The organism is Streptomyces sp. AM8-1-1, from assembly GCF_032229325.1.
Taxonomy (GTDB): domain Bacteria; phylum Actinomycetota; class Actinomycetes; order Streptomycetales; family Streptomycetaceae; genus Streptomyces; species Streptomyces achmelvichensis.
Map to the genome: position 1 here is coordinate 4,032,176 of NZ_CP135086.1, position 19,110 is coordinate 4,051,285.

Annotated in this window: 15 protein-coding genes; 10 read left to right on the forward strand and 5 right to left on the reverse strand. The window is 72.0% G+C overall.

Going from position 1 to position 19,110, the window contains the following annotated elements; genetic code table 11:
* Window positions 1-434: 434 nt before the first annotated feature.
* Complete coding sequence (locus RPQ07_RS18160) at window positions 435-1,175, forward strand: ATP-grasp domain-containing protein (RefSeq protein WP_313945207.1); 741 nt, start codon at window positions 435-437, stop codon at window positions 1,173-1,175.
* On the opposite strand, the gene RPQ07_RS18165 is transcribed toward RPQ07_RS18160, so the two are convergent.
* Window positions 1,144-1,953 carry an MBL fold metallo-hydrolase gene (locus RPQ07_RS18165; RefSeq protein WP_313945208.1) on the reverse strand — a complete coding sequence of 270 codons (810 nt, stop codon included), beginning with the start codon at window positions 1,951-1,953 and terminating at the stop codon, window positions 1,144-1,146. The genes RPQ07_RS18160 and RPQ07_RS18165 overlap by 32 nt on opposite strands.
* A gap of 177 nt (window positions 1,954-2,130) precedes the next feature.
* On the opposite strand from RPQ07_RS18165, the gene RPQ07_RS18170 reads away from it, so the two are divergent.
* From RPQ07_RS18170 to RPQ07_RS18190, 5 genes are all read left to right on the forward strand, one after another.
* Entirely contained in the window at window positions 2,131-2,913 is a 783-nt protein-coding gene (locus RPQ07_RS18170; protein WP_313945209.1) for a TetR/AcrR family transcriptional regulator C-terminal domain-containing protein, read from the forward strand.
* 101 nt (window positions 2,914-3,014) lie between these two features.
* The gene (locus RPQ07_RS18175; protein WP_313945210.1) at window positions 3,015-3,623 is read left to right on the forward strand and encodes a hypothetical protein; all 609 of its coding nucleotides are present in this window, start codon (window positions 3,015-3,017) and stop codon (window positions 3,621-3,623) included.
* Window positions 3,624-3,922: 299 nt separating this feature from the next.
* Window positions 3,923-4,942, forward strand: a complete 1,020-nt coding sequence (locus RPQ07_RS18180; protein ID WP_313945211.1) for an endonuclease/exonuclease/phosphatase family protein — start codon at window positions 3,923-3,925, stop codon at window positions 4,940-4,942.
* A gap of 96 nt (window positions 4,943-5,038) precedes the next feature.
* Window positions 5,039-5,983 (forward strand): NADP-dependent oxidoreductase, encoded by a 945-nt coding sequence (locus tag RPQ07_RS18185; protein WP_313945212.1) that lies wholly within the window; start codon window positions 5,039-5,041, stop codon window positions 5,981-5,983.
* A 114-nt stretch (window positions 5,984-6,097) separates the two neighbouring features.
* Complete coding sequence (locus RPQ07_RS18190; RefSeq protein WP_313948938.1) at window positions 6,098-8,041, forward strand: FUSC family protein; 1,944 nt, start codon at window positions 6,098-6,100, stop codon at window positions 8,039-8,041.
* A gap of 91 nt (window positions 8,042-8,132) precedes the next feature.
* On the opposite strand, the gene RPQ07_RS18195 is transcribed toward RPQ07_RS18190, so the two are convergent.
* A complete protein-coding gene (locus RPQ07_RS18195; protein ID WP_313945213.1) occupies window positions 8,133-8,516 on the reverse strand; it encodes an RNA-binding S4 domain-containing protein in 384 nt (127 codons plus the stop codon).
* Between the two features lie 284 nt (window positions 8,517-8,800).
* On the opposite strand from RPQ07_RS18195, the gene RPQ07_RS18200 reads away from it, so the two are divergent.
* Window positions 8,801-10,273, forward strand: coding sequence for an APC family permease (locus tag RPQ07_RS18200; protein WP_313945214.1), 1,473 nt, complete (start codon window positions 8,801-8,803; stop codon window positions 10,271-10,273).
* A gap of 5 nt (window positions 10,274-10,278) precedes the next feature.
* The gene (locus RPQ07_RS18205) at window positions 10,279-11,247 is read left to right on the forward strand and encodes a hypothetical protein (RefSeq protein ID WP_313945215.1); all 969 of its coding nucleotides are present in this window, start codon (window positions 10,279-10,281) and stop codon (window positions 11,245-11,247) included.
* Window positions 11,248-11,268: 21 nt separating this feature from the next.
* Here RPQ07_RS18205 and RPQ07_RS18210 read toward each other — a convergent pair whose 3' ends face one another.
* On the reverse strand, window positions 11,269-13,320 hold the full coding sequence (locus tag RPQ07_RS18210) for a PhoX family protein (RefSeq protein WP_313945216.1): 2,052 nt from the start codon (window positions 13,318-13,320) through the stop codon (window positions 11,269-11,271).
* A 297-nt stretch (window positions 13,321-13,617) separates the two neighbouring features.
* Between RPQ07_RS18210 and RPQ07_RS18215 the strand changes: the two genes are divergently transcribed.
* The gene (locus RPQ07_RS18215) at window positions 13,618-15,369 is read left to right on the forward strand and encodes a VWA domain-containing protein (protein WP_313945217.1); all 1,752 of its coding nucleotides are present in this window, start codon (window positions 13,618-13,620) and stop codon (window positions 15,367-15,369) included.
* 172 nt (window positions 15,370-15,541) lie between these two features.
* Here the strand turns inward: RPQ07_RS18215 and RPQ07_RS18220 are convergent, their stop codons facing one another.
* Together RPQ07_RS18220 and RPQ07_RS18225 are read right to left on the reverse strand one after the other, a co-directional pair.
* Window positions 15,542-16,669 (reverse strand): HAMP domain-containing sensor histidine kinase, encoded by a 1,128-nt coding sequence (locus tag RPQ07_RS18220; protein WP_313945218.1) that lies wholly within the window; start codon window positions 16,667-16,669, stop codon window positions 15,542-15,544.
* Complete coding sequence (locus tag RPQ07_RS18225; RefSeq protein WP_313945219.1) at window positions 16,666-17,319, reverse strand: response regulator transcription factor; 654 nt, start codon at window positions 17,317-17,319, stop codon at window positions 16,666-16,668. Before RPQ07_RS18225 ends, RPQ07_RS18220 begins: the two co-directional genes overlap by 4 nt.
* Before the next feature lie 146 nt (window positions 17,320-17,465).
* Here RPQ07_RS18225 and metG point away from each other — a divergent pair, with 146 nt between their 5' ends.
* Window positions 17,466-19,079: a methionine--tRNA ligase gene (gene metG / locus RPQ07_RS18230; protein ID WP_313945220.1), complete on the forward strand. Its 1,614-nt coding sequence runs from the start codon at window positions 17,466-17,468 to the stop codon at window positions 19,077-19,079.
* Window positions 19,080-19,110 lie beyond the last annotated feature (31 nt).

Sequence of the window (19,110 nt, forward strand, 5' to 3'; positions counted from 1 at the left end):
CTGTCGGGCTGCGCCCCACACTCCCTCACCTGGGGCAGCTTCGCACCGCATCCCATCCGCCGCCCGAACGGGCTCGGGTTCGCTTCCGGGTGGGCATCAACGGGCACGCCCTCGACCGCGCGGGAGGGGGCGTGCAGGGTCGTCCCCGCAGGGGATCGGCGGCAACACCCGGGTACGCAGTGCATCGCAGCTGTACGCCGCCGACCCCGAGGAGTCGAGCCCGGAGGGCCGCCGGACCCGACGCCGCGCAAGGGCCCGAGGCTCAAGCACCCAGGCCCCGCCCCAGGAAACCCGACGCCGCACAACGACGCCAAGGCCCAAGCACCCAGGCCCCGCCCCAGGGACCCGCACCGCACAAGCACCCGAGCCCCAGGGACCCGCCCCCCAACACCCGGCCCGCACAAGCCCAACCGCCCCCCCGCTACCGTCCCCCCATGCCCCTCCTCCTCGCCCCCCACCCCCTCACCAGCACCGCCACCCTCCTCACCCACGCCGCCCGCCACCGCGGCATCGAGGTCGTCGCCTCCGCCCAGGGGCACGAAGAGCGCGACGTCCACTGGTACGGCGGCCCCCTCGCCGCCGACCGGATCGTCCGCCCCCTCCGCGTCGGGCTTCTCGAGCCGGCCGACGACTGGCTCACCACCCTCGCCCCCGAACTCACCCACCGCCGCATCGAGTTGACCACCCTCGACCGCGCCCGCGAGCTGGACGGACCCCTCTTCGTCAAGCCGCCGTCCGACAAGTCCGTGCCCGCCGCGGTGTACGCCACCGGGCGCGACCTCCCGCTCAGCGGGGAGCGCATCGGGCCGCAGACACCCGTACTCGTCAGCGATGTCGTCGAGTTCGCCGCCGAGTACCGGCTCTTCGTCCTCGACGGCCAGGTCCTCACCGGCAGCCGCTACACCGTCTTCGGCCGCCTCGACCCCGCCCCGCTCACCCCGGACGCCGAACGCTTCGGCCAGGAGGTGCTGGAAGCCTGTGCCCCCACCCTCCCGAGCGCCGTCGTCCTCGACGTCGGACAGCTGGTCGGCGGCCGGTGGGCCGTCGTCGAGGCCAACATGGCCTGGTTCGCCCAGAGCTATGCCGCCGAGCCCGACCGCGTCCTGGACGTCGTCCTGCGGTCGTCCGGCCCGCGTCGGCTCGTCACCGCAAGGGACGCACCCTTTCTGAGGTGAGCTGGGAGAACTCGTACGCGTCGTGCGAGGAGAAGATCTTGATCACCCGCGGGTCCACCCTCCGCAGCGCCCGCAGCCGGTCCAGCTGCGTCATGCGCTGGTCGTGGTTGTCGGCCATCAGGCGCTGGTGGAGCGCCAGGGAGCGCGGGCAGCGCGGCCGGCGGAGGTCCATCTCTCCGTGGAAGAAGTACGCGTCGCCGGCGTGCAGCAGCCACCTCTCCGGCTGCTGCACCGCCACCGCGCAGTGCCCCCGGCTGTGACCGGGCATCGGGATCATCAGGACGTCGGGCGAGCGCACCACCGGGCTCGCGGCGAATCCGTGCCAGGTGGAGTCGGCGGTGTCGTGGATGATCCAGCGCGGGCCGTGGCCCCACTGCGCGGTGACGTAACGGGCCGTGTCCAGACGGGAGTCGCGCCGCATCGCGGCCCGGTACTCGTCGGCCATCACATGCACCCGCGCGTCGGGGAAGTCCGCGAGGCCGCCCGCGTGGTCGAGGTCGAGATGCGTGAGCACGATGTCCTGGACGTCGCGCGGGTCGTACCCGAGCTCACGGATCTGGTGGAACGCGGTGAAGGCCGGTTCGAGACGGGGGCGGGCGGTCTTCCGGAAGACCGCGCCGAGCCGGCGCGGGTTGGCGATGTCACCGGTGCCGAAGCCGGTGTCGACCAGAAGCAGTCCGCTGCCGGTGACCACGAGCAGGCAGTGGGCGACCAGCGGGGAGCCGCCGAGGGGGTGCATCGGGGCGCAGTCGAGGTGGTGGACGGTGGGCCAGGACATGCGTGCCTCCGGCGACGCGGGGAGTACAGAGCGAGGCGAAAAGAAGACGGCGCGCTGCTTCCGCGAACCCGAGGCCGCAGGAATACTGGCACCGACACTTACACCGTAAGTCGGCACCGAGAGAAGCACCTACGCTGTAAACCGTCAAGGATGTGGGCGAAACCGGGGAGCGGCCGGATGTGTGCCGAAGCGTCAGGTCAACAGCTGCGCGAGGGCGAGGCGTCGGCCTCCCCTGCCACCGTGCCCCCGGCCTCGCCCCGCACGGCGCCCGCCACCTCGCACGACACCGCTCACGCCACCGCCCGTGCTGCCGCTCGCGAGCCGCTGTCCCGTGAGCGGATCATCGAGTCCGCTCTGCGGATCATCGACGACGAGGGCGTTGAGGCGCTGTCGATGCGCCGTATCGCCGCCGCGCTCGGCGTCCAGGCGATGTCCCTCTACAACCACGTCGGGGGCAAGGCCGACGTGCTGGACGGCGTCACCGAGTACATCACCACGGACATGCACATCACCCGGCACTCGCGCGACAGCTGGGAGGACGGCATCCGCTCGGTCGCCCACGCCTTCCGGCGCGCCTCCCTGCGGCACCCGCGCGCCGGTGAACTGGTCCTCACCCGCCAGCTGAACTCACCCGGTGTGCTGCCCACCATCGACTGCTCGCTCAAGGTGCTGCTGGAGCACGGCTTCGAGGAGGCGAACGCCGTGCACGCGCTGCGGCTGCTCGTCGCCTTCCAGGTCGGCTCGCTGATGCGGGAGTTCCACTCACCGGCGTTCCAGGGCGAGGACGAGTCGGCGGTACGGGAGCGCGAGGAGCTGCTCGCCGGCTCGGGATTCGCCGCGGTGGCGAGGCTCGCGCCGAAGCTCGCGGTCATCGACCACGACGCCGAGTTCACGTTCGGCCTGGAGCGACTCATCGACGCCCTGCGCCCGTACGCCCCGGGAAGACCGGCCGACGCTTAGAGCCTGTTGGGAACGTGCTGGTCACAGCTACGCGATGGTGGCGCACGACGTGAACCCGCGCTGCATCGTCTTCAGCTCGACGCCCAGATGCGAGGCCCCGGATGCACAGCGAAACCGACCACGACCCGAGTCATGCGCCGTCGGCGGGTCAGGAGGCCGACCACTGGTCGGCTGCGGTCGAGATGTACCGCCATCGGTACACATTCATCGCCGTGGGTCCGCGGACCGGTGAGGAATGGCAGCCCGACGTCGCCGCGATCATGCGCAGGGAGGTGGCGGACCCCCGGGGGTGGCGAGTCAAAGACCCGGAGGTGGGGGAACCGGAGTTGCTGGAGGACCCTGCCTTCCCGTTCCGCGTTCCGCCGGTGGACGAGGCCGGCGCCGCTGAGTGGCGAAGCGGACTCTTCGAGATTCCACGCCGTTCGGTGGTGCGCCTCCTCGTCATGCTGGCCACCAATGAGATGAACGTGACCAGGCAACGTAGTTTCCCCGAGCGCAGAGCCGACATGGAACGCCACGCAGAGGCGATCCTTTCGCGCTTACCCAGCGGATCGACATTCTTCACCAACACCCGTCATGGCGGTGAGAATCCGGACTTCTATGAGCGGGTCTCCGGCTGCTGGCCGATGTCTCAGTACGTCTGGGACTTCGGGCTCCTCGCGGTGTCCCGTGAGGAAGTCGGCCTCGTCTGGTCGTTCGACGCAAGCTGAAGGGTCGAAGTGCGCGCGGCACGTGCGATGCCGAGTCCGATGCAAAAGCCTGAGCACCGGGCCACGGCCGCAGCAGCCGAGCCGCGCGGACCCGGTCTGCCCGCCACCCGCCCCTCCCCCGAACCCCGCCGCCGCGACACCCGCAACAAACTCACCCAGACTGGCGTCCTCACAGGGGAGCGACCCGTACGTCGGCACACGTCGACACCGTCGGCCCACGTAGGCACACGCAGCCACACGCAGCCACACGTTCGGAACGCACCGGCACACATCCGCACACCCCGCGCCCGGAGGACGTATTGAACAGCGCCACATCCACGGCAGCCCCGGCCGCCACGCCGGGCCCCGCGCCGTACCCCGCGCGCCGCCGCCGTGCCGCCTCCTGGCTCGTGACGCTCCTGCTGCTCCTGCCCACCGCCGCCGCGGCCTGCCGGCTCGCTGACACCGACGCCGTCACCCCGGTGACCCAGCTGCTCGCCTTCCTGCCGTGGCTGCTGATCCCCGCGGGCGCCGCCCTGCTGCTCGCGGCCCTCGCCCGGCTGCGGACCGGCATGGTCTGGGCGGTCGCCGTGCTCGCGGTCACCGGATGGTTCGTCCGGCCGTACGACACCGGGCTCACCGAGCATCCGAAGGGGCCGGTCGTCGCCCGGCTCACCGTGCTCTCGTCGAACGTCGAGTTCGGCAACGCGACCCCGGACCTGCTGGCCACCATCCGCCGCGAGCAGCCCGACCTGGTCTTCGTCCAGGAGTGCTCCGCCCGCTGCTCGGACGCGCTCGCCGCGGAGGTCTCCACCGCCGACTACCCGTACCGCAACGTCGTCGAGGGCGAGTGGGCCTCCGGGTCCGCGATCCTGAGCCGGCTTCCGCTGAAGGCCGCCCCGGGGATCGAGAGCACCCTCGCCATGCCCGGGTCGGTGGCCCTCGCCGGTGAGCGGCGGATCCACCTGCAGCTCGCGCATCCGCTGCCGCCCGTGCCCGGCGGGGTGGACGACTGGCGCAGGGAGCTCGGCCGGCTGCGTACGTACGCCGACGGCGTGAAGGGCTCGTCGGCGATCGTGGCCGGGGACTTCAACGCGACGCAGGACCACGCCGCGTTCCGCCGCATCCTCGACGCGGGCGGTCTGCGTGACGGTGCCACCCTCGGCGGCGCCTCACGGGCTCCGTCGTGGCCCGCGGCCGTCCGCGCCCCGCTCGGCGCACAGATCGACCATGTGCTGGTCAGCGAGGACTTCTCGGTCCGTGCGGCCCGCTTCCTGGACCTGGACGACACCGACCACCGTTCGCTGCTGGTCCGCCTGGAACTGCACGACGTGCGCTGACCGCCGCGCCGGGTGAGAGTGAAGGCGTCGTGGTGATCTCCCCCGGACTCCGTCCGGGGGTACCCCCAGGGGGCCGTCCGTCGGGAGGTGTTCCGGATGCGCGCTGTCGCGGTCAAGGCGTTCAAGGCCCAGCCCGAACTGATCCAGGTCCCCAAGCCGGACCCCGCCGAGGGCGAGGTGCTGGTGAAGATCGAGTACGCGGCGCTCAATCCCGTCGACCGGCAGATCGCCGACGGCGCGTTCGACGGCCGGGCCGAACACGTCTTCCCGCTGGTCCTGGGCTGGGACTTCGCGGGCCGCATCGATGTCGTCGGTCCCGGCGACAGCCGTTTCGTGGTGGGTGACGCGGTCTTCGGCCAGGCGGCCCGGCCACCGGTCGGCACCGGCACGTTCGCCGAGTACGTCACCATGCCGCAGGACGGGCCGATCGCGTTCGTCCCGGACGGGCTGTCGTTCCGTACGGCGGCGCTGCTGCCGACGGCGGGCATGACCGCGGCGGAGACGCTGGCCGCCACCGGTGTGACGGCCGGTCGGTCGGTACTGGTCGTGGGCGCGGCGGGCGGGGTCGGCAGCATCCTCACCCAGCTGGCCGCCGCGCGTGACGTGCGCGTCCTCGCGGCCGTGCGCGGCGACGGGGAGCGTCGGATGGCCGCACTGGGGGCGGACACCACGCTCGACACCACGGCCCGGGACCTCGCCGCGGCCGTGCGCGACCTCTTTCCCGACGGCGTCGACGCGGTGATCGACCTCGTCTCGGACAGCCCGGCCGCCTTCGCGGCGAACGCGGCCCTCGTCCGCGCGGGCGGCACGGCCGTCACGACGCGCGGTGTCGCGGCCGGCGCGCGCCTCCCGGCCGGCGTCGAGGGCATCGACTTCCTCCAGCGCCCGTCCACGAATCTGCTGGACACCCTGGCCGCGGCCGCCGCCGACGGTGAGCTCCAGGTCCCGCTGGGCGCCGAACTCCCCCTGGAACAGGCCCCGGACGCCCTGGTGCGGTCCGGCTCGGGCGGGGCACGGGGCAGGACGGTCTTCACCCTCTGAGGCTTCGGGACCCGGTCCTCCCAGGCCGGTCAAGGGCCCCTCCGGAGCCGGGCAAGGGCCCCGTTGAAGCGGAGGGACTTGCTCCCGTGCGCCTTCATGAGGCATGTCTTGACCATGGAGACCCGAGCGGGACGGCTGTCCCCACCCGAGTGGCTGCTCAACGGGCTGCGGCCGCAGTCCGCCCCGGTGCCCTGGGCGGCCGTGGCGCGGGCCGGGGTGGCACTGGCCACGCCCCTCGCCGTCGGACTCGCCATGGGCAAGCCGACATACGGCGCTCTGGCGTCCATGGGCGCGCTGTCCGGTGTCATCGGCGACACCGCGTCCGCGTACCGCATGCGGATCTTCAACATCGCCGTCCCGCAGCTGTTCGGCGCGGTGGGGGTCACGCTCGGCACCCTGGTCTACGGGCAGGGCTGGCTCGCGGTGGCCGTGCTGACGCTGGTCGCGCTGGTCTCCGGAATGATCTCGTCGATCGGCGCCGTCGCCTCCGTCTCCGGGCTGCTGCTCCTGCTCAACGCGGTGGTGGGCTCCGGCCTGCCGATGCCCCGGCCGTGGTGGGTGGCGCCGCTGCTGCTGACGGTCGGCGGGCTGTTCGTGCTCCTCCTGACGCTGCTGGGCTGGCCGTTGCGCAGACGGCTGCCGGAGCGGGCCGCCGTCGCCGACACCTATCGCAGCGTCGCCGATCTGCTGGCGGCGGCGGGCACGGCGGAGTACGCGGAGCGGCGCCAGGCCGTGACCGACTCCCTGAACACCTCCTACGACCTGCTCCTCGCCCGCCGGGCCCGTGCCCACGGACGGAGCAGCGCGATGGTGCGGCTGCTCGCCCAGCTCAATGTGCTCGTCCCGCTGGTGGAGGCGGCCGCCGCGGCCCATCTGCACGGCCGGGCCTCACGGCAGCCGGAGATCGCGGAAGCGGTGCGGGACCTGGGGGACGCGGTCGCCGAGAGGCGCAACGACCCGCCCGAGCTGATCCTGCCGGAGCCGCAGGGCCCCGCGGACCGGGCCGTCGAGGCGGCCCTGCGGCACGCCGCGACCGTCGTGCACGAGTCCGACCCCGACCCGTACAACGTCGACGACCGGCTCGGGCGGCCGGCGGCGCTGCGCATCCGTTTCCGGCGCGCGGCCCGCAGTGTGCTGCTGTCCGAACCGTCCTGGCGCTACGGGCTGCGGCTCGCCCTCTGCATCGGCCTCGCGCAGTCGCTGGTGGTACTGGTGCCCGTGACGCGTTCGTACTGGGTCGCGCTCACCATCACCTTCGTGATGAAGCCGGACTTCGGGTCGGTCTTCTCGCGGGCGGTCATGCGGGCGCTCGGTACGGCGGCGGGGCTGGTGGTGGCCGCGGCCGTGCTCTCCGAGGTGCCGCGCGGATGGTGGGACGTGCCGGTGATCGTGGTGCTCGCGGCGCTGATCCCCGCGTTCTCGGCGAAGGGATACGCCTTCCAGACCGCGGCCATCACCCCGGTCATCCTGCTGTTCTCGGACATCCTCAATCACCAGGGCTTCGGCCTGGTGGTGCCCCGGCTCGTGGACAGCCTCATCGGCTGCGCCATCGCGCTGGTGGCCGGCTATCTGCTGTGGCCCGAGAGCTGGCACACCCGCGTCGGCGACCGGCTGGCGGACGCGGTGGACGAGACGGCTCGGTACGTGGCGGGGGCGTTCGACGCGGCCGGTGACCGGGCGGAGCGGCTGCGGCAGCGCCGTCGGATCTACCGCGACCTGTCGACCGTGCGGTCGGAGTTCCAGCGGGCGCTGACCGAACCGCCGCCCGCGGGGACGCGTGCTGCCGCCTGGTGGCCGCTGGTGGTGGCCGTCGAACGCATCGTGGACGCGACGACGGCGGCCCGGGTCCGCGTCGACCACGGCGCGAGCCCGCCGCCGCCCGCCGAGGTGACGGACGTCGAGCGGGAGCTGCGGGGCCTGGCGGAGGGCATCCGCAGCAGCGTGGTGCTGGTGGAAGTACGCACGGAGCTCAAGGGCGGCGAGGACGGTGTCCTGGCGCCGCTGCGCCAGGAGGTCATGGCGGCGAGGGCGATCGCGTCCCCGGCGCGGGGGACGTAGGGCCACGCGGGACGGCATACGGAAGCACTGTCCGTACCCGGACCCCGCCCCGCACGTGTCCCCGTACGCCGGACCGGACGATCCCGGAGCGCTACGGCTTCGGCAGACCGCCCTGAAGCCGTTCCAGTTCCCGGCGGTCCCGCTTCGTCGGGCGGCCGGCCCCGCGGTCGCGGATGGCCACCGGCGCCGTGAACTCCCTCGGCGGGGGCGGCGGGCTGTTGTCCACGTACGCCTGGGCCGCCACCGGTGCGCCGACCCGCTTGCGCAGGATCGTGGAGACGACGACCACCCGCTCCCGGCCCGCGTGGAACAACCGCAGCTGGTCGCCCACGCGCAGGCCGTGCGCGGGCTTGACCCGCTCGCCGTTGACGCGGACGTGCCCCGCCTTGCAGGCCGCGGCCGCCTGGGAGCGGGTCTTCGTCAGCCGTACGGACCAGATCCAGACGTCGACCCGCACGGTCCCCTCAGCATCCATGCCTTCGACTCTACGACTCCCGCGCCGCCCGCACCGGCAGGATCTTCAACGCCTGCCGCCTTCTCCGCGGGCGCGGAGTCCACCGGTGCGCCCTCCGAGAGGCAGGGCGGCGCCCCATGACTGACCACGCCTCGTGAAGGGGATGGCCCCACCCCCGTCACCGCAGTGCGTCCGTCCGACTACTATGCGCTCGTCCTTCTTTCGCGGAGGTCTTCACTCCGGAGCGGGAACGTTTCTGACCTGTCGACACATGTCGTACGGCACAAGGGCCTTCGGAGAATCGCATGCGCAACCACTCCGGCAGAGGGCTTCGGCCCAACGCTCTCGGGACTCTCGACACCGTCGTGATGGCCGTGGCCGGCAGCGCACCGGCGTACTCGATCGCCGCCACCACCTCCGTCCTCGTCGCGACCGTCGGCCTGGCCGGCCCCGCGTCCCTGCTGTACTGCGCGGTCCCGATGCTCGGCATCGTGCTCGCGTTCGGCAGGCTCGGCCGGATCGATGTCAACGCGGGCGCCAGCTACTCGTGGGTGGGCCGTACGCTCCATCCGTTCCTGGGCTTTCTGTCCGGCTGGGCACTCGTGGTCTCCACGACGATCTTCATGGTCGCGGGCTCCCTGCCGGCCGGTGCGATGACGCTGTCGCTCGTCGATCCCGCGCTCGCGGAGAACAGACTCCTCGCCACCGCCGTCGGCGCGGCCTGGTTCCTGGCGATGCTGCTGGTCGTCCTCGGCGGGGCCCGGCTCACCGTGCGGGCCCAACTGGTGCTGTCCGGTGTGGAGCTGGCGATCCTGGTGTTCTTCATCGCCGCCGCGCTGCTGCACAGCGGAGCCGCGGCCGCGTTCGACTGGTCGTGGCTGGGCTTCTCGCACTTCGACGGTCCGGCCGGCTTCGCCTCCGGGGCACTGATCGCCGCGTTCTACTACTGGGGCTGGGACGTCACCAGCAATCTCAGCGAGGAGACGCGCGACAGCCGCCGCACCGCCGGGCTCGCCGCGCTCATCGGCGTCGGCGTGGTCTTCCTCCTCTTCGAGGCGTTCACCATCGCGGTGAACGTCATCCTCACCGCCGAGGACATCCGGGCCGGCGGAGCGGGCGTACTGGCGGTGCTCGGTGACGCGATCTGGCCCGGCGTCGGCGGCAAACTGCTCGTCGTGGCCGTGCTGTTGTCGACCGTCGCCACCCTGGAGACCACGCTGATCCAGGTGACGCGCTCGCTGTTCGCGATGGGACGCGACCGCACCATGCCCGCCGCGCTCGGCACGGTCCACCGGAAGTGGAACACCCCGTGGGTCGCGGTCGCCGTCGTCGGGACGGTGGCGCTCGTGATGTTCGCCGCGTCGACGGCGCTCGGCTCGGTCGGCGACGTCCTCCAGGCGGCCGTCGCCGCGATCGGTGTGCAGATCGCCTTCTACTACGGGCTCGCCGGGATCGCCGCGGTCGTCGCCTACCGGGGCACCCTGCTCACGTCCGTACGGGACTTCGTGCTCGGCGGCGTCTGGCCGCTGCTCGGGGCGCTGTTCATGCTGTGGGTGCTGGTCGAGGCGCTGGGCGAGCTCAGCGCGGCGTCGGTCGCGATCGGTGTCGGCGGTCTCGCGGCCGGGCTGGTGCCGATGATCCACTACTGGCGCCGGGGGAGTTCGTACTACCGCCCCGCCCGCCTCGACGCGAAGCTCGCCCTGGCGGCGGACCACGGCCGCACGGACTCCTCCCGCGACACCGACTACGCCAACAGGTCGCTGGCCACGGAGTTCTGAGGGACGTGCCGCAGCCTCCACGCCGTCGTTTCGTACCGGACTTCGACCCCGCCTTCGGAGACCGGGCGCTGGCCGGTGCCCTGCACGACATCGTCATCGGACGCTGGCAGGGGGTACGGGACCTGCTACGGGACACGGGTGACCGCTGGGCCCTGCGGACGCACCGGGTGCGGCTGCTGTCCCACGCGGCGGCCGGCCGGGCCGCCGTCGAGGCGTGGAGCGCCGCCGAGCCGCACAGCGCGGACGCGGCGGTGCTGCGGGCGGCGACCGAGGTCGTCCGCGTCTTCCACCGCGCGATCGAGGCGGGCCGGCGTACCGGGCTCGACCGGGCACGGCTGGACGCGGCGGTGCTGGCCTGTCTGGCCGCGGCCGACGCGCATCCCTCGGACCCCATGCCGTGGGTGTCGCTGCTGACGACCGCGCGGCTGTACGGCACCGGGGTCTCGCGGCGTGAACTGCGGCGCTGGTTCGACGAGTTGCGCCGCCGCGACCCGGACAACATCGAGGGCCACACCCAGCTGCTGCGCTACTGGTCGGCGCGCTGGCACGGGACGCACGGCGCCATGTACGACTTCGCCAGGGATGTGGCGGGCGCGGCGCCGCCCGGATCACCGCTGCCGGTCCTGGTGCAGATCGCCCGGGTCGAGGAGTACCGCCATCTCGCCGAGGACGCCACGGGCCGCGTACCCGTGAAGGACTTCGGCCGCCACTGGCACCACGAGCTCGCGGTGGCCGAGGTGCGGCGCACCTGGGAGCGCTGGATACTCGCCCGGCCGCCGGGGCCCGCCGCCCCCGAGGAGGTCGGCGAGCTCAACCACCTGGCCCACGCGGCCTGCTACGCCGGGATGGCCGAGGAGGCACGGCACCTGTTCGCACTGCTGGGCGGGCGGGCCGCGCGGGTGCCGTGGCAGTACACCGGGGACGCGGCCGAGGAGTTCACGAGGTGGCACGCCCAGGTGCGCGCCACCTCGTGATCACACTGCTGGGGTCCCGGATCAGACGCCGATGTCTCCGCCGTCCTTGCGCCACACGGCCACGACCGACGGGCGGACGATCGTGCCCGGTCCGTCCGGCCAGGCGCTCGCCGGCTTCTCGACCGACGCACCGTCGACCTCGCCCGGGTGCTGCACCGCGACGAGCACCCGGCGGTCCTGAATGAGCGGACCGCAGGTCTCGGCACCGATCGGCACGGTCAGGAACTGCTTGAGCTCACCGCGGCGCTCGCCCTGGGTCGCGACGCCGAAGAGGCCGTCGTGGGAGCCGAGCTGGTTGCCGTCGGTGGAGATCCACAGGTTGCCGTGCGGGTCGAAGGCCACGTTGTCCGGGCAGGAGATCGGGCTGACCTTGTTCTTCGGGAAGCCCGCGAAGTACGTGGCCGGGTCCTCCGGGTCGCCCGCTACCAGGAACAGCCGCCAGGCGAACCCGTCGCCCGCCGGGTCGTCCCAGTTCTCGGCGAGCTCCAGGATCTGGCCGTGCTTGTTGGCGTTGCGCGGGTTGGCCTCGTCGGCGCCCGCCTTGCCGGCCTTGCCGCGGTCGGTGTTGTTCGTCAGCGCGACGTAGACGCGGCCGGTGCGCGGGGACGGCTCGACGTCCTCCGGGCGGTCCATCTTGGTGGCGCCGACCTTGTCGCCCGCGAGGCGGGTGAAGACGTAGACCTCGTCGGCGGTCATGCCCTCGACGTGCGAGGTGTTGCCGGTGGCGAGCGGGATCCACTGGCCGCTGCCGTCGAACTCGCCGTCGTTCGGGAGCTTGCCGGTGCCGTCGATCTGCGACGCGGGGGAGTCCCCGGTCAGCTTGGCGACGTAGAGGGTTCCCTCGTCGAGCAGCGTGCGGTTGTGCTCGCGCGCGGCACGGGAGTTGCCCTTCTTCATCCGCTTCGACGAGACGAACTTGTAGAAGTAGTCGAAGCGCTCGTCGTCGCCCATGTAGACCACCGGACGGCCGTCGGCGGTCAGCCGCGGCTGGGCGGCCTCGTGCTTGAAGCGGCCGAGCGCGGTGCGCTTGCGGGGCGTGAAGTCGGGGTCGTACGGGTCGAGCTCGACGACCCAGCCGAAGCGGTGGACCTCGTTCGGCTCCTGCTTGAGGTCGAAGCGCTTGTCGAACCGCTCCCACTTGCGCTCGGTGGCGGCGGTACCGACGCCGTAGCGCTTGTCGGTGTCGCTGGAGCCGTTGGCGAAGTACTGGTTGAAGTTCTCCTCGCCGTGCAGCGTGGTGCCCCACGGGGTGGTGCCGCCGGCGCAGTTGTTGAGGGTGCCCAGCACCTTGGTGCCCGAGGGGTCCACCGACGTCTTCAGCAGCGCGCTGCCCGCCGCGGGACCGGTGACCTTGAACTCGCTGGTCGTGTGGAGGCGGCGGTTGAGGTGATGGCGGGTGACGGGGGTGAGCCGGCCCGACGTCCGCTCGCCCTCGACGACGACGACCGACAGACCGTGCGCGGCCCAGGCGATCTCGACCTGCTCGCGGGTCGGGTTGGCCGGGTCGTAGCCGCGGAACATCAGGATCTCGTCGGTGTACTCGTGGTTCGCGACGAGGATCTGGCGGTTGCGCTCGTCCAGCGGCAGCAGGCTCAGGAAGTCGTTGTTGTAACCGAACTGGCCGGCCTGCGCCTTGGCGGTCTGCTTGTCCGGGTTGAAGGCGGGGGCGCCGCGGAGGATCGGCTCTCCCCACCGGATGACGACGTTCTGGGAGTGGCCGGCCGGGACGGTGACCTTGTCGTCCTTGTTGGGGGCGACGGGGGCGAAGCGCAGACCGCGCGCACCGTCGGGCCTGCCACCGGTGCCCGGGGTGCCGGCGGGCGCTGCGGAGGCCTGGTCGTCGAGCCCGATCACGGCACCGGTACCGGCGGCAGCGGCGACCGTCACCACGGCGGCGGCGCGCATCATGGATCGCCTCGACAGGGCACTGGCTATGACGTCGCCGACGTACTCGTTGTCGCTGGTGTTCGGCACTTCGTGGAAACAGGCGTCGCCGCAGCGGTAACGGCAGGTGAGGGCGGAACGTCCGCCGGCATGCGGCTTGGTGTTCAACAACGGCAGCAGTTTGCGCACTTCGTCCTCCTACGGCGCACCCCGCGCCGACAGCGTGTCGGAAAAGATCCGGCTGTGACATTAGGGGCGGTCATGTGCAAGGTGGCAGCTACGAGGTGAACGGTGGATGAATCCGGAGCTGCTTGTGCGGGCGGACGGGTGTTCACGAGCGGCCCGGCGCCGGGTCCCCCGCCCCTGCCGGGCTCCCGGCGGGACGGCGGCTAACCTTACGTGTCCGCCCTGGCCAGGACACACCTTGGACACCCCGGCCCATGTGCGGACATTCATCGCACTCAACTCATGCGAAAGGCCTCGCACATGGGCATTCGGAGCTTGCTGCGCAAGGTATTCGGTCGCGACCGGTCGGAGCCCACCGAGTCGACGGCAGCATCCGTCCCGCCCCAGTCGGAACGCACGGAGACCGCCACGACGACCTCGCCGTCCTCGGCGACGGTGCCGGCACCGACTCCGGCGGACAGAGCGGCCGACCTGGTCTCGGCGGCGTTCGACAAGGCGGCCCCCAAGGGCCGGAAGAAGTCGGTCCCGCACCAGGCGAGGACGGAACCGGACCCGGAGACGGCCCCGGCGAAGCCGGAGTCCGCGGCGCCCGCGGCTGAGCCCGAGGCGGTCCCGGCACCGGCGAAGCCGGAGGAGCCTGCGCCGTCCGCGGCCGCGCCCGACGAGGCAAAGCCGGAGGCGGCCGAAGAGGCCGCTGCCGCCGCGAAGTCGGCAGAACCCGCGGCCGAGCCGAAGGCCGAGAAGACCCCGGCGCCCGCCAAGTCGGCCGCCAAGTCGGCCGCCACGAAGGCCGAAGCGAAGCCGAAGGCCCAGACCCCCGCGAAGCAGGAAGCCCCCGCGGCCGACAAGCCCGCCGCCGAGGCGAAGGCCGAGAAGGCTCCGGCGAAGCCGGAAGCTGCCGAAGAGGCCGCCGACGCCACGAAGTCGGCAGCCCCCGCGGCCGAGCCCGCCACCGAGCCGAAGGCCGAGAAGAACCCGGCACCCGCCAAGTCGGCCGCCACGAAGGCCGAAGCGAAGCCGAAGGCCGAGACCGCCCCGAAGTCGGCAGAACCCGCGGCCGAGCCCGCCGCCGAGGCGAAGGCCGAGAAGGCTCCGGCGGCTGCCGAGGCGGCCACCCCCGAGCCCGCCGCCGCAGCGGACGCGGCCGACAAGCCCTCCGTCGAGGCGAAGGCCGAGACGCCCGCCCCTGCCAAGCCCCGGAAGACCACCGCCAAGAAGGCCCCGGCCAAGAAGGCCCCGGCGAAGAAGGCACCGGCCAAGGCCGCTGCCGCTCCCGCCACGACGGAGGCCGACGCCGGCGACAAGCCCGCCGCCAAGGCTGCCACCAAGGCCGCCGCGACCAAGAAGTCCGCTCCCGCCAAGCGCGCCACCGCGAAGGCCGCCTCGGCGCCCGAGCCCGAGCCGGCCAAGACGGCAACCGGGGCCACCGCCTCCCTGGCCGCCCGTCGGGACGCCGCCCGCGCCGCCCTCGCCGACGCCGGGCTCTCCTCCGCCCGTGCCCGCGTCTACCTCGTCCTCGACCGGTCCGGGTCCATGCGGCCGTACTTCAAGGACGGCAGCGCCCAGCACCTCGGCGAGCAGGCCCTCGCCCTCGCCGCCGAGCTGGACGCGGACGCAGGCGGAAGCGTCGGTGTGGTGTTCTTCTCGACCGAGATCGACGGGACCGGCGAGCTCACCCTCGACGCGTACGAGGGCCGCATCGACGAACTGCACGACTCCCTCGGGCGCATGGGCCGGACCAACTACCACCTCGCCGTCGAGGAGGTGCTCGCCCTGCACGCCAAGGCCGGCACCGACGCCCCCGCGTTCGTGATCTTCCAGACGGACGGCGCTCCCGAGTCCAAGACGGCCGCCACCGACGCGCTGGCCGCGGCGGCGGACAAGAAGGTGTTCTGGCAGTTCGTCGCCTTCGGCGAGCACGACGCGAAGGCGTTCGACTACCTCCGCAAGCTCTCCGTCGACAACGCCGGGTTCTTCCACGCGGGCCCGGCACCGCGCGACCTGTCGGACGCCGAGGTGTTCGGCGGTCTGCTGAAGACCTGGAAGCTCTAGGGAGTGTCCGCAACGTATCGTCGTCCGCCCGCAGGGCGGGGGTCGCGGCGTCCGGTGCGTGCGATCGCAAGGCGCCGGTGCGCCCTCGTAGCGGAGCTACTCGGGCGTATCGGCAACGCAGCGAGGGTGCGTGCTGGGCGTCGCGACCCTGACGAGACGTTGCGGACACGACCTAGTCCACAGGCAGCGCCACGGTGACGGCCAGCCCGCCCTCGGGCCCCGGCTCGGCCGTCACCGTGCCGCCGTGCGCCTGCGCGATCGTGCGGACGATCGAGAGCCCCAGGCCCGCCCCGGGGCCCATCCGGTCCCGCCCTTCCCCTCGCCGGAACGGCTCGAACAGCGCCGCGATCTCCTCCGCGGGGACGACCGGACCGGTGTTGACGACGGTGAACACACCGCCCGACACCGCGACCGCCACCGTGCCGTCCGGGATGTTGTGGTCGACCGCGTTCACCACCAGGTTGCGCACCAGCTGCGCCAGCAGCAGCCGGTTCCCCCGCACCACCGCGCCCTGCGCCACCCGCGCCGTCACGTCGTACCGCGCGGCCTCCTCCGCGACGACCTCCCCGAGGTCGACGTCCTCGTGTTCCGCCAGCCCCCGTTCGCTGCGCGCCAGGACCAGCAGCCCTTCGATGAGCCGTTCGCTGCGCCGGTTGCTGTCGAGCAACACCCCTTTGGTCGCGGCCAGTTCCTCGGGGGTGACGTCCGCGTGCAGACCCACCTGGATCGCGGTGCGCTGGGTGGCCAGCGGCGTACGCAGCTCGTGCGAGGCGTTCGCGATGAACCGCCGCTGACTGTCGAACGCCTTCTCCAGCCGGGCCAGCAGTGAGTCCAGCGTGTCGCCGAGCTCCTTGAGCTCGTCGTCGGGGCCGCTCGCGCCGATCCTTCCCCAGCCCCCGCCCGGCGGGACCTCCGGCAGCGCCCGCTCCGAGAGGGTCCGTGCCTTCGCCGTCATGGCGTGCACGGGCCGCAGCACCCGCCCGGCGGTCCACCACCCCACCACGACCGCGCAGAGCGCCGTCGCCAGCAGGGCGAACACCGACCAGATCAGCATCTGCCGCCCCGCCTCGGCCTGGACGCTCTCGGTCAGCTGCACCACGGTCGCGCCCCGCACGTCCCGCACCGGCAGTTCCGGTACGGCGCGTGCCCTGATGGCGGTCACCTTGTCGTGCGTACCGGCGCGCGAGAGGACGTTGACGATGCCGAGCAGACAGGCGCCGAGGACCAGGAAGACGCCTCCGTAGACGAGGGCGATCCGGGTCCGGATCGTCGAGCCGGGCCCCAGGCCGTCGCGGCTCACAGGGCGTACCCCACACCCTGGACCGTACGGATCAGCGCGGGCTCCCCCAGCTTCGACCGCAGCTTGCTCATACAGACCCGGACCGCGCCGGTGAAGGGATCGGCGTGCGCGTCCCACGCCCGCTCCAGCAGTTCCTCCGCCGAGACCGGCGCCCCGTCCGCCTCCAGCAGGATCTGGAGCACCGAGAACTCCTTCGGTGAGAGGTCGAGATCCCGGCCGTCGCGCTCGGCCGTGCGCCGGACCGTGTCCAGCCGGACGCCCTGGCGCTCCAGCAGCGGCGGCACCGGCCGTGCGCTGCGCCGGCGCAGCGCACGGACCCGGGAGACCAGCTCGGGGAACTCGAAGGGCTTGCCCAGATAGTCGTCCGCCCCGAGGTCGAGCCCCTCCACCCGGTCCTCCATGGACGAGGCCGCGGTCAGCATCAGGATGCGGGTGCGGGCGGCGGAGGCGACCAGTTCGCGGGCCACCTCGTCGCCGTGCACCCGCGGCAGGTCGCGGTCGAGGACGACGACGTCGTAGTCGTGCAGGCCGAGGTAGGCGAGGGCCGCGTCCCCGGTGTAGACGGTGTCGACGGCGAATCCGGCCCGCCGCAGCCCCGTGGCGACCAGTTCTGCCAGAACCTGTTCGTCCTCGGCGACCAGTACCCGCATGTTGTCCTCCCCCTGCACAGTCCGCGCCGCCTCTCCTCCCAGGATGCGTCTTTTTACGGCACAGGATGTTTCGCGGACGTCTCCGTCCCGGTGGCCGGGGTTTATCCGGGTGAGGTGACCTTCCGGAGGCCGTTAGGATTTCGACCATGGCGGCCACTGGATCCGAGAAGCAGGGGGCGAAGGCGTACTACGTCACGACCCCCATCTACTACGTCAACGACGCTCCTCACCTGGGCCACGCCTATACGACCGTCGCAGGCGACGTGCTCACCCGCTGGCACCGCCAGCGCGGTGAGAAGGTGTGGTACCTCACCGGCACGGACGAGCACGGTCAGAAGATCATGCGCACTGCCGAGGCGAACGGCGTCACGCCCCAGGAGTGGTGCGACAAGCTCGTGGAAGAGGCCTGGAAGCCTCTCTGGGAGCACCTGAACATCGCGAACGACGACTTCATCCGGACGACGGAGAAGCGGCACACGGACCGTGTGCAGGAGTTCGTGCAGGACCTGTACGACAAGGGCGAGATCTACAAGGGCGGCTACGAGGGCCCGTACTGCGTGGGCTGCGAGGAGTACAAGCTCCCCGGCGACCTGATCGACGGCGAGGGCGAGTTCGCCGGACAGAAGCTCTGCTCGATCCACAAGACGCCGGTGGAGCTCCTCAAGGAGGAGAACTACTTCTTCAAGCTCAGCGAGTACGGTCCGAAGCTGCTGGAGCTCTACGAGGCCGACCCCGGCTTCATCCAGCCCGAGTCGGCCCGCAACGAAGTCATGAACTTCGTCAAGCAGGGTCTCCAGGACCTGTCGATCTCCCGGTCGACGTTCGACTGGGGCGTGAAGGTGCCGTGGGACGACAAGCACGTGATCTACGTGTGGATCGACGCGCTCCTCAACTACGCGACCGCCGTCGGCTACAACGAGAACCCGGCGAAGTTCGAGGAGACCTTCCCGGCGAACGTGCACCTGGTCGGCAAGGACATCCTGCGGTTCCACGCGATCATCTGGCCCGCGATGCTGATGGCGAACGGCCTGCCGGTGCCCGGCAAGATCGCGGCCAACGGCTGGCTGATGGTCGGCGGCGAGAAGATGTCGAAGTCGAACCTGACCGGCATCAAGCCGCAGGACCTGACCTCGCACTTCGGCGTGGACGCGTACCGCTGGTACTTCCTGCGCGCGATCGCGTTCGGCCAGGACGGCTCGTTCTCCTGGGAGGACTTCACCGCCCGGTACACCAGTGAGCTCGCCAACGACTACGGCAACCTCGCGTCCCGGGTCGCGGCGATGGTCGGCAAGTACTTCGGCGGCGCGCTGCCGGAGGCCACGGCGTCCGGCGATGCCGAGAAGGCGGTCCAGGAGGGTCTGGCCCGGGCGGTCGCCGAGGCCGACCGCAAGATCGGTGACGAGCTGGACTTCCAGGGCGGCATCCTGTCGGTCTTCGAGTTCGTGAAGCAGGTCAACGGCTACATCACCGAGCAGGAGCCCTGGAAGGTCGCCAAGGACACCTCGCCCGAGGGCCAGGCACGTCTCGCGACGATCCTCTACACGGCGGCGGAGTCGCTGCGGGCGGTCGCCGTCCTGCTGAACCCGGTGATGCCTCAGACGTCGCAGGCGCTGTGGGACTCGCTGGGCGCGGAGCCCGGTCTCGGCGCTCTCGCGGACCAGCGTGTCCAGCAGGCGGGCGAGTGGGGCGGGCTGCCGGTCGGCGCGACGGTCACCAAGGGCGCGGTGCTGTTCCCGCGTCTGGAGGAGAAGCCGGCGTAACGCCGTCGCGCACCTCGACACCGCTGAGCCC

Bases quoted from the DNA above. Each gene is read 5' to 3' on its own strand.
- RPQ07_RS18160 (WP_313945207.1), top strand. From the start codon at position 435: ATGCCCCTCCTCCTCGCCCCCCACCCCCTCACCAGCACCGCCACCCTC.
- RPQ07_RS18165 (WP_313945208.1), bottom strand. From the start codon at position 1,953: ATGTCCTGGCCCACCGTCCACCACCTCGACTGCGCCCCGATGCACCCC.
- RPQ07_RS18170 (WP_313945209.1), top strand. From the start codon at position 2,131: ATGTGTGCCGAAGCGTCAGGTCAACAGCTGCGCGAGGGCGAGGCGTCG.
- RPQ07_RS18175 (WP_313945210.1), top strand. From the start codon at position 3,015: ATGCACAGCGAAACCGACCACGACCCGAGTCATGCGCCGTCGGCGGGT.
- RPQ07_RS18185 (WP_313945212.1), top strand. From the start codon at position 5,039: ATGCGCGCTGTCGCGGTCAAGGCGTTCAAGGCCCAGCCCGAACTGATC.
- RPQ07_RS18190 (WP_313948938.1), top strand. From the start codon at position 6,098: ATGGAGACCCGAGCGGGACGGCTGTCCCCACCCGAGTGGCTGCTCAAC.
- RPQ07_RS18195 (WP_313945213.1), bottom strand. From the start codon at position 8,516: ATGGATGCTGAGGGGACCGTGCGGGTCGACGTCTGGATCTGGTCCGTA.
- RPQ07_RS18200 (WP_313945214.1), top strand. From the start codon at position 8,801: ATGCGCAACCACTCCGGCAGAGGGCTTCGGCCCAACGCTCTCGGGACT.
- RPQ07_RS18215 (WP_313945217.1), top strand. From the start codon at position 13,618: ATGGGCATTCGGAGCTTGCTGCGCAAGGTATTCGGTCGCGACCGGTCG.
- RPQ07_RS18225 (WP_313945219.1), bottom strand. From the start codon at position 17,319: ATGCGGGTACTGGTCGCCGAGGACGAACAGGTTCTGGCAGAACTGGTC.
- metG (WP_313945220.1), top strand. From the start codon at position 17,466: ATGGCGGCCACTGGATCCGAGAAGCAGGGGGCGAAGGCGTACTACGTC.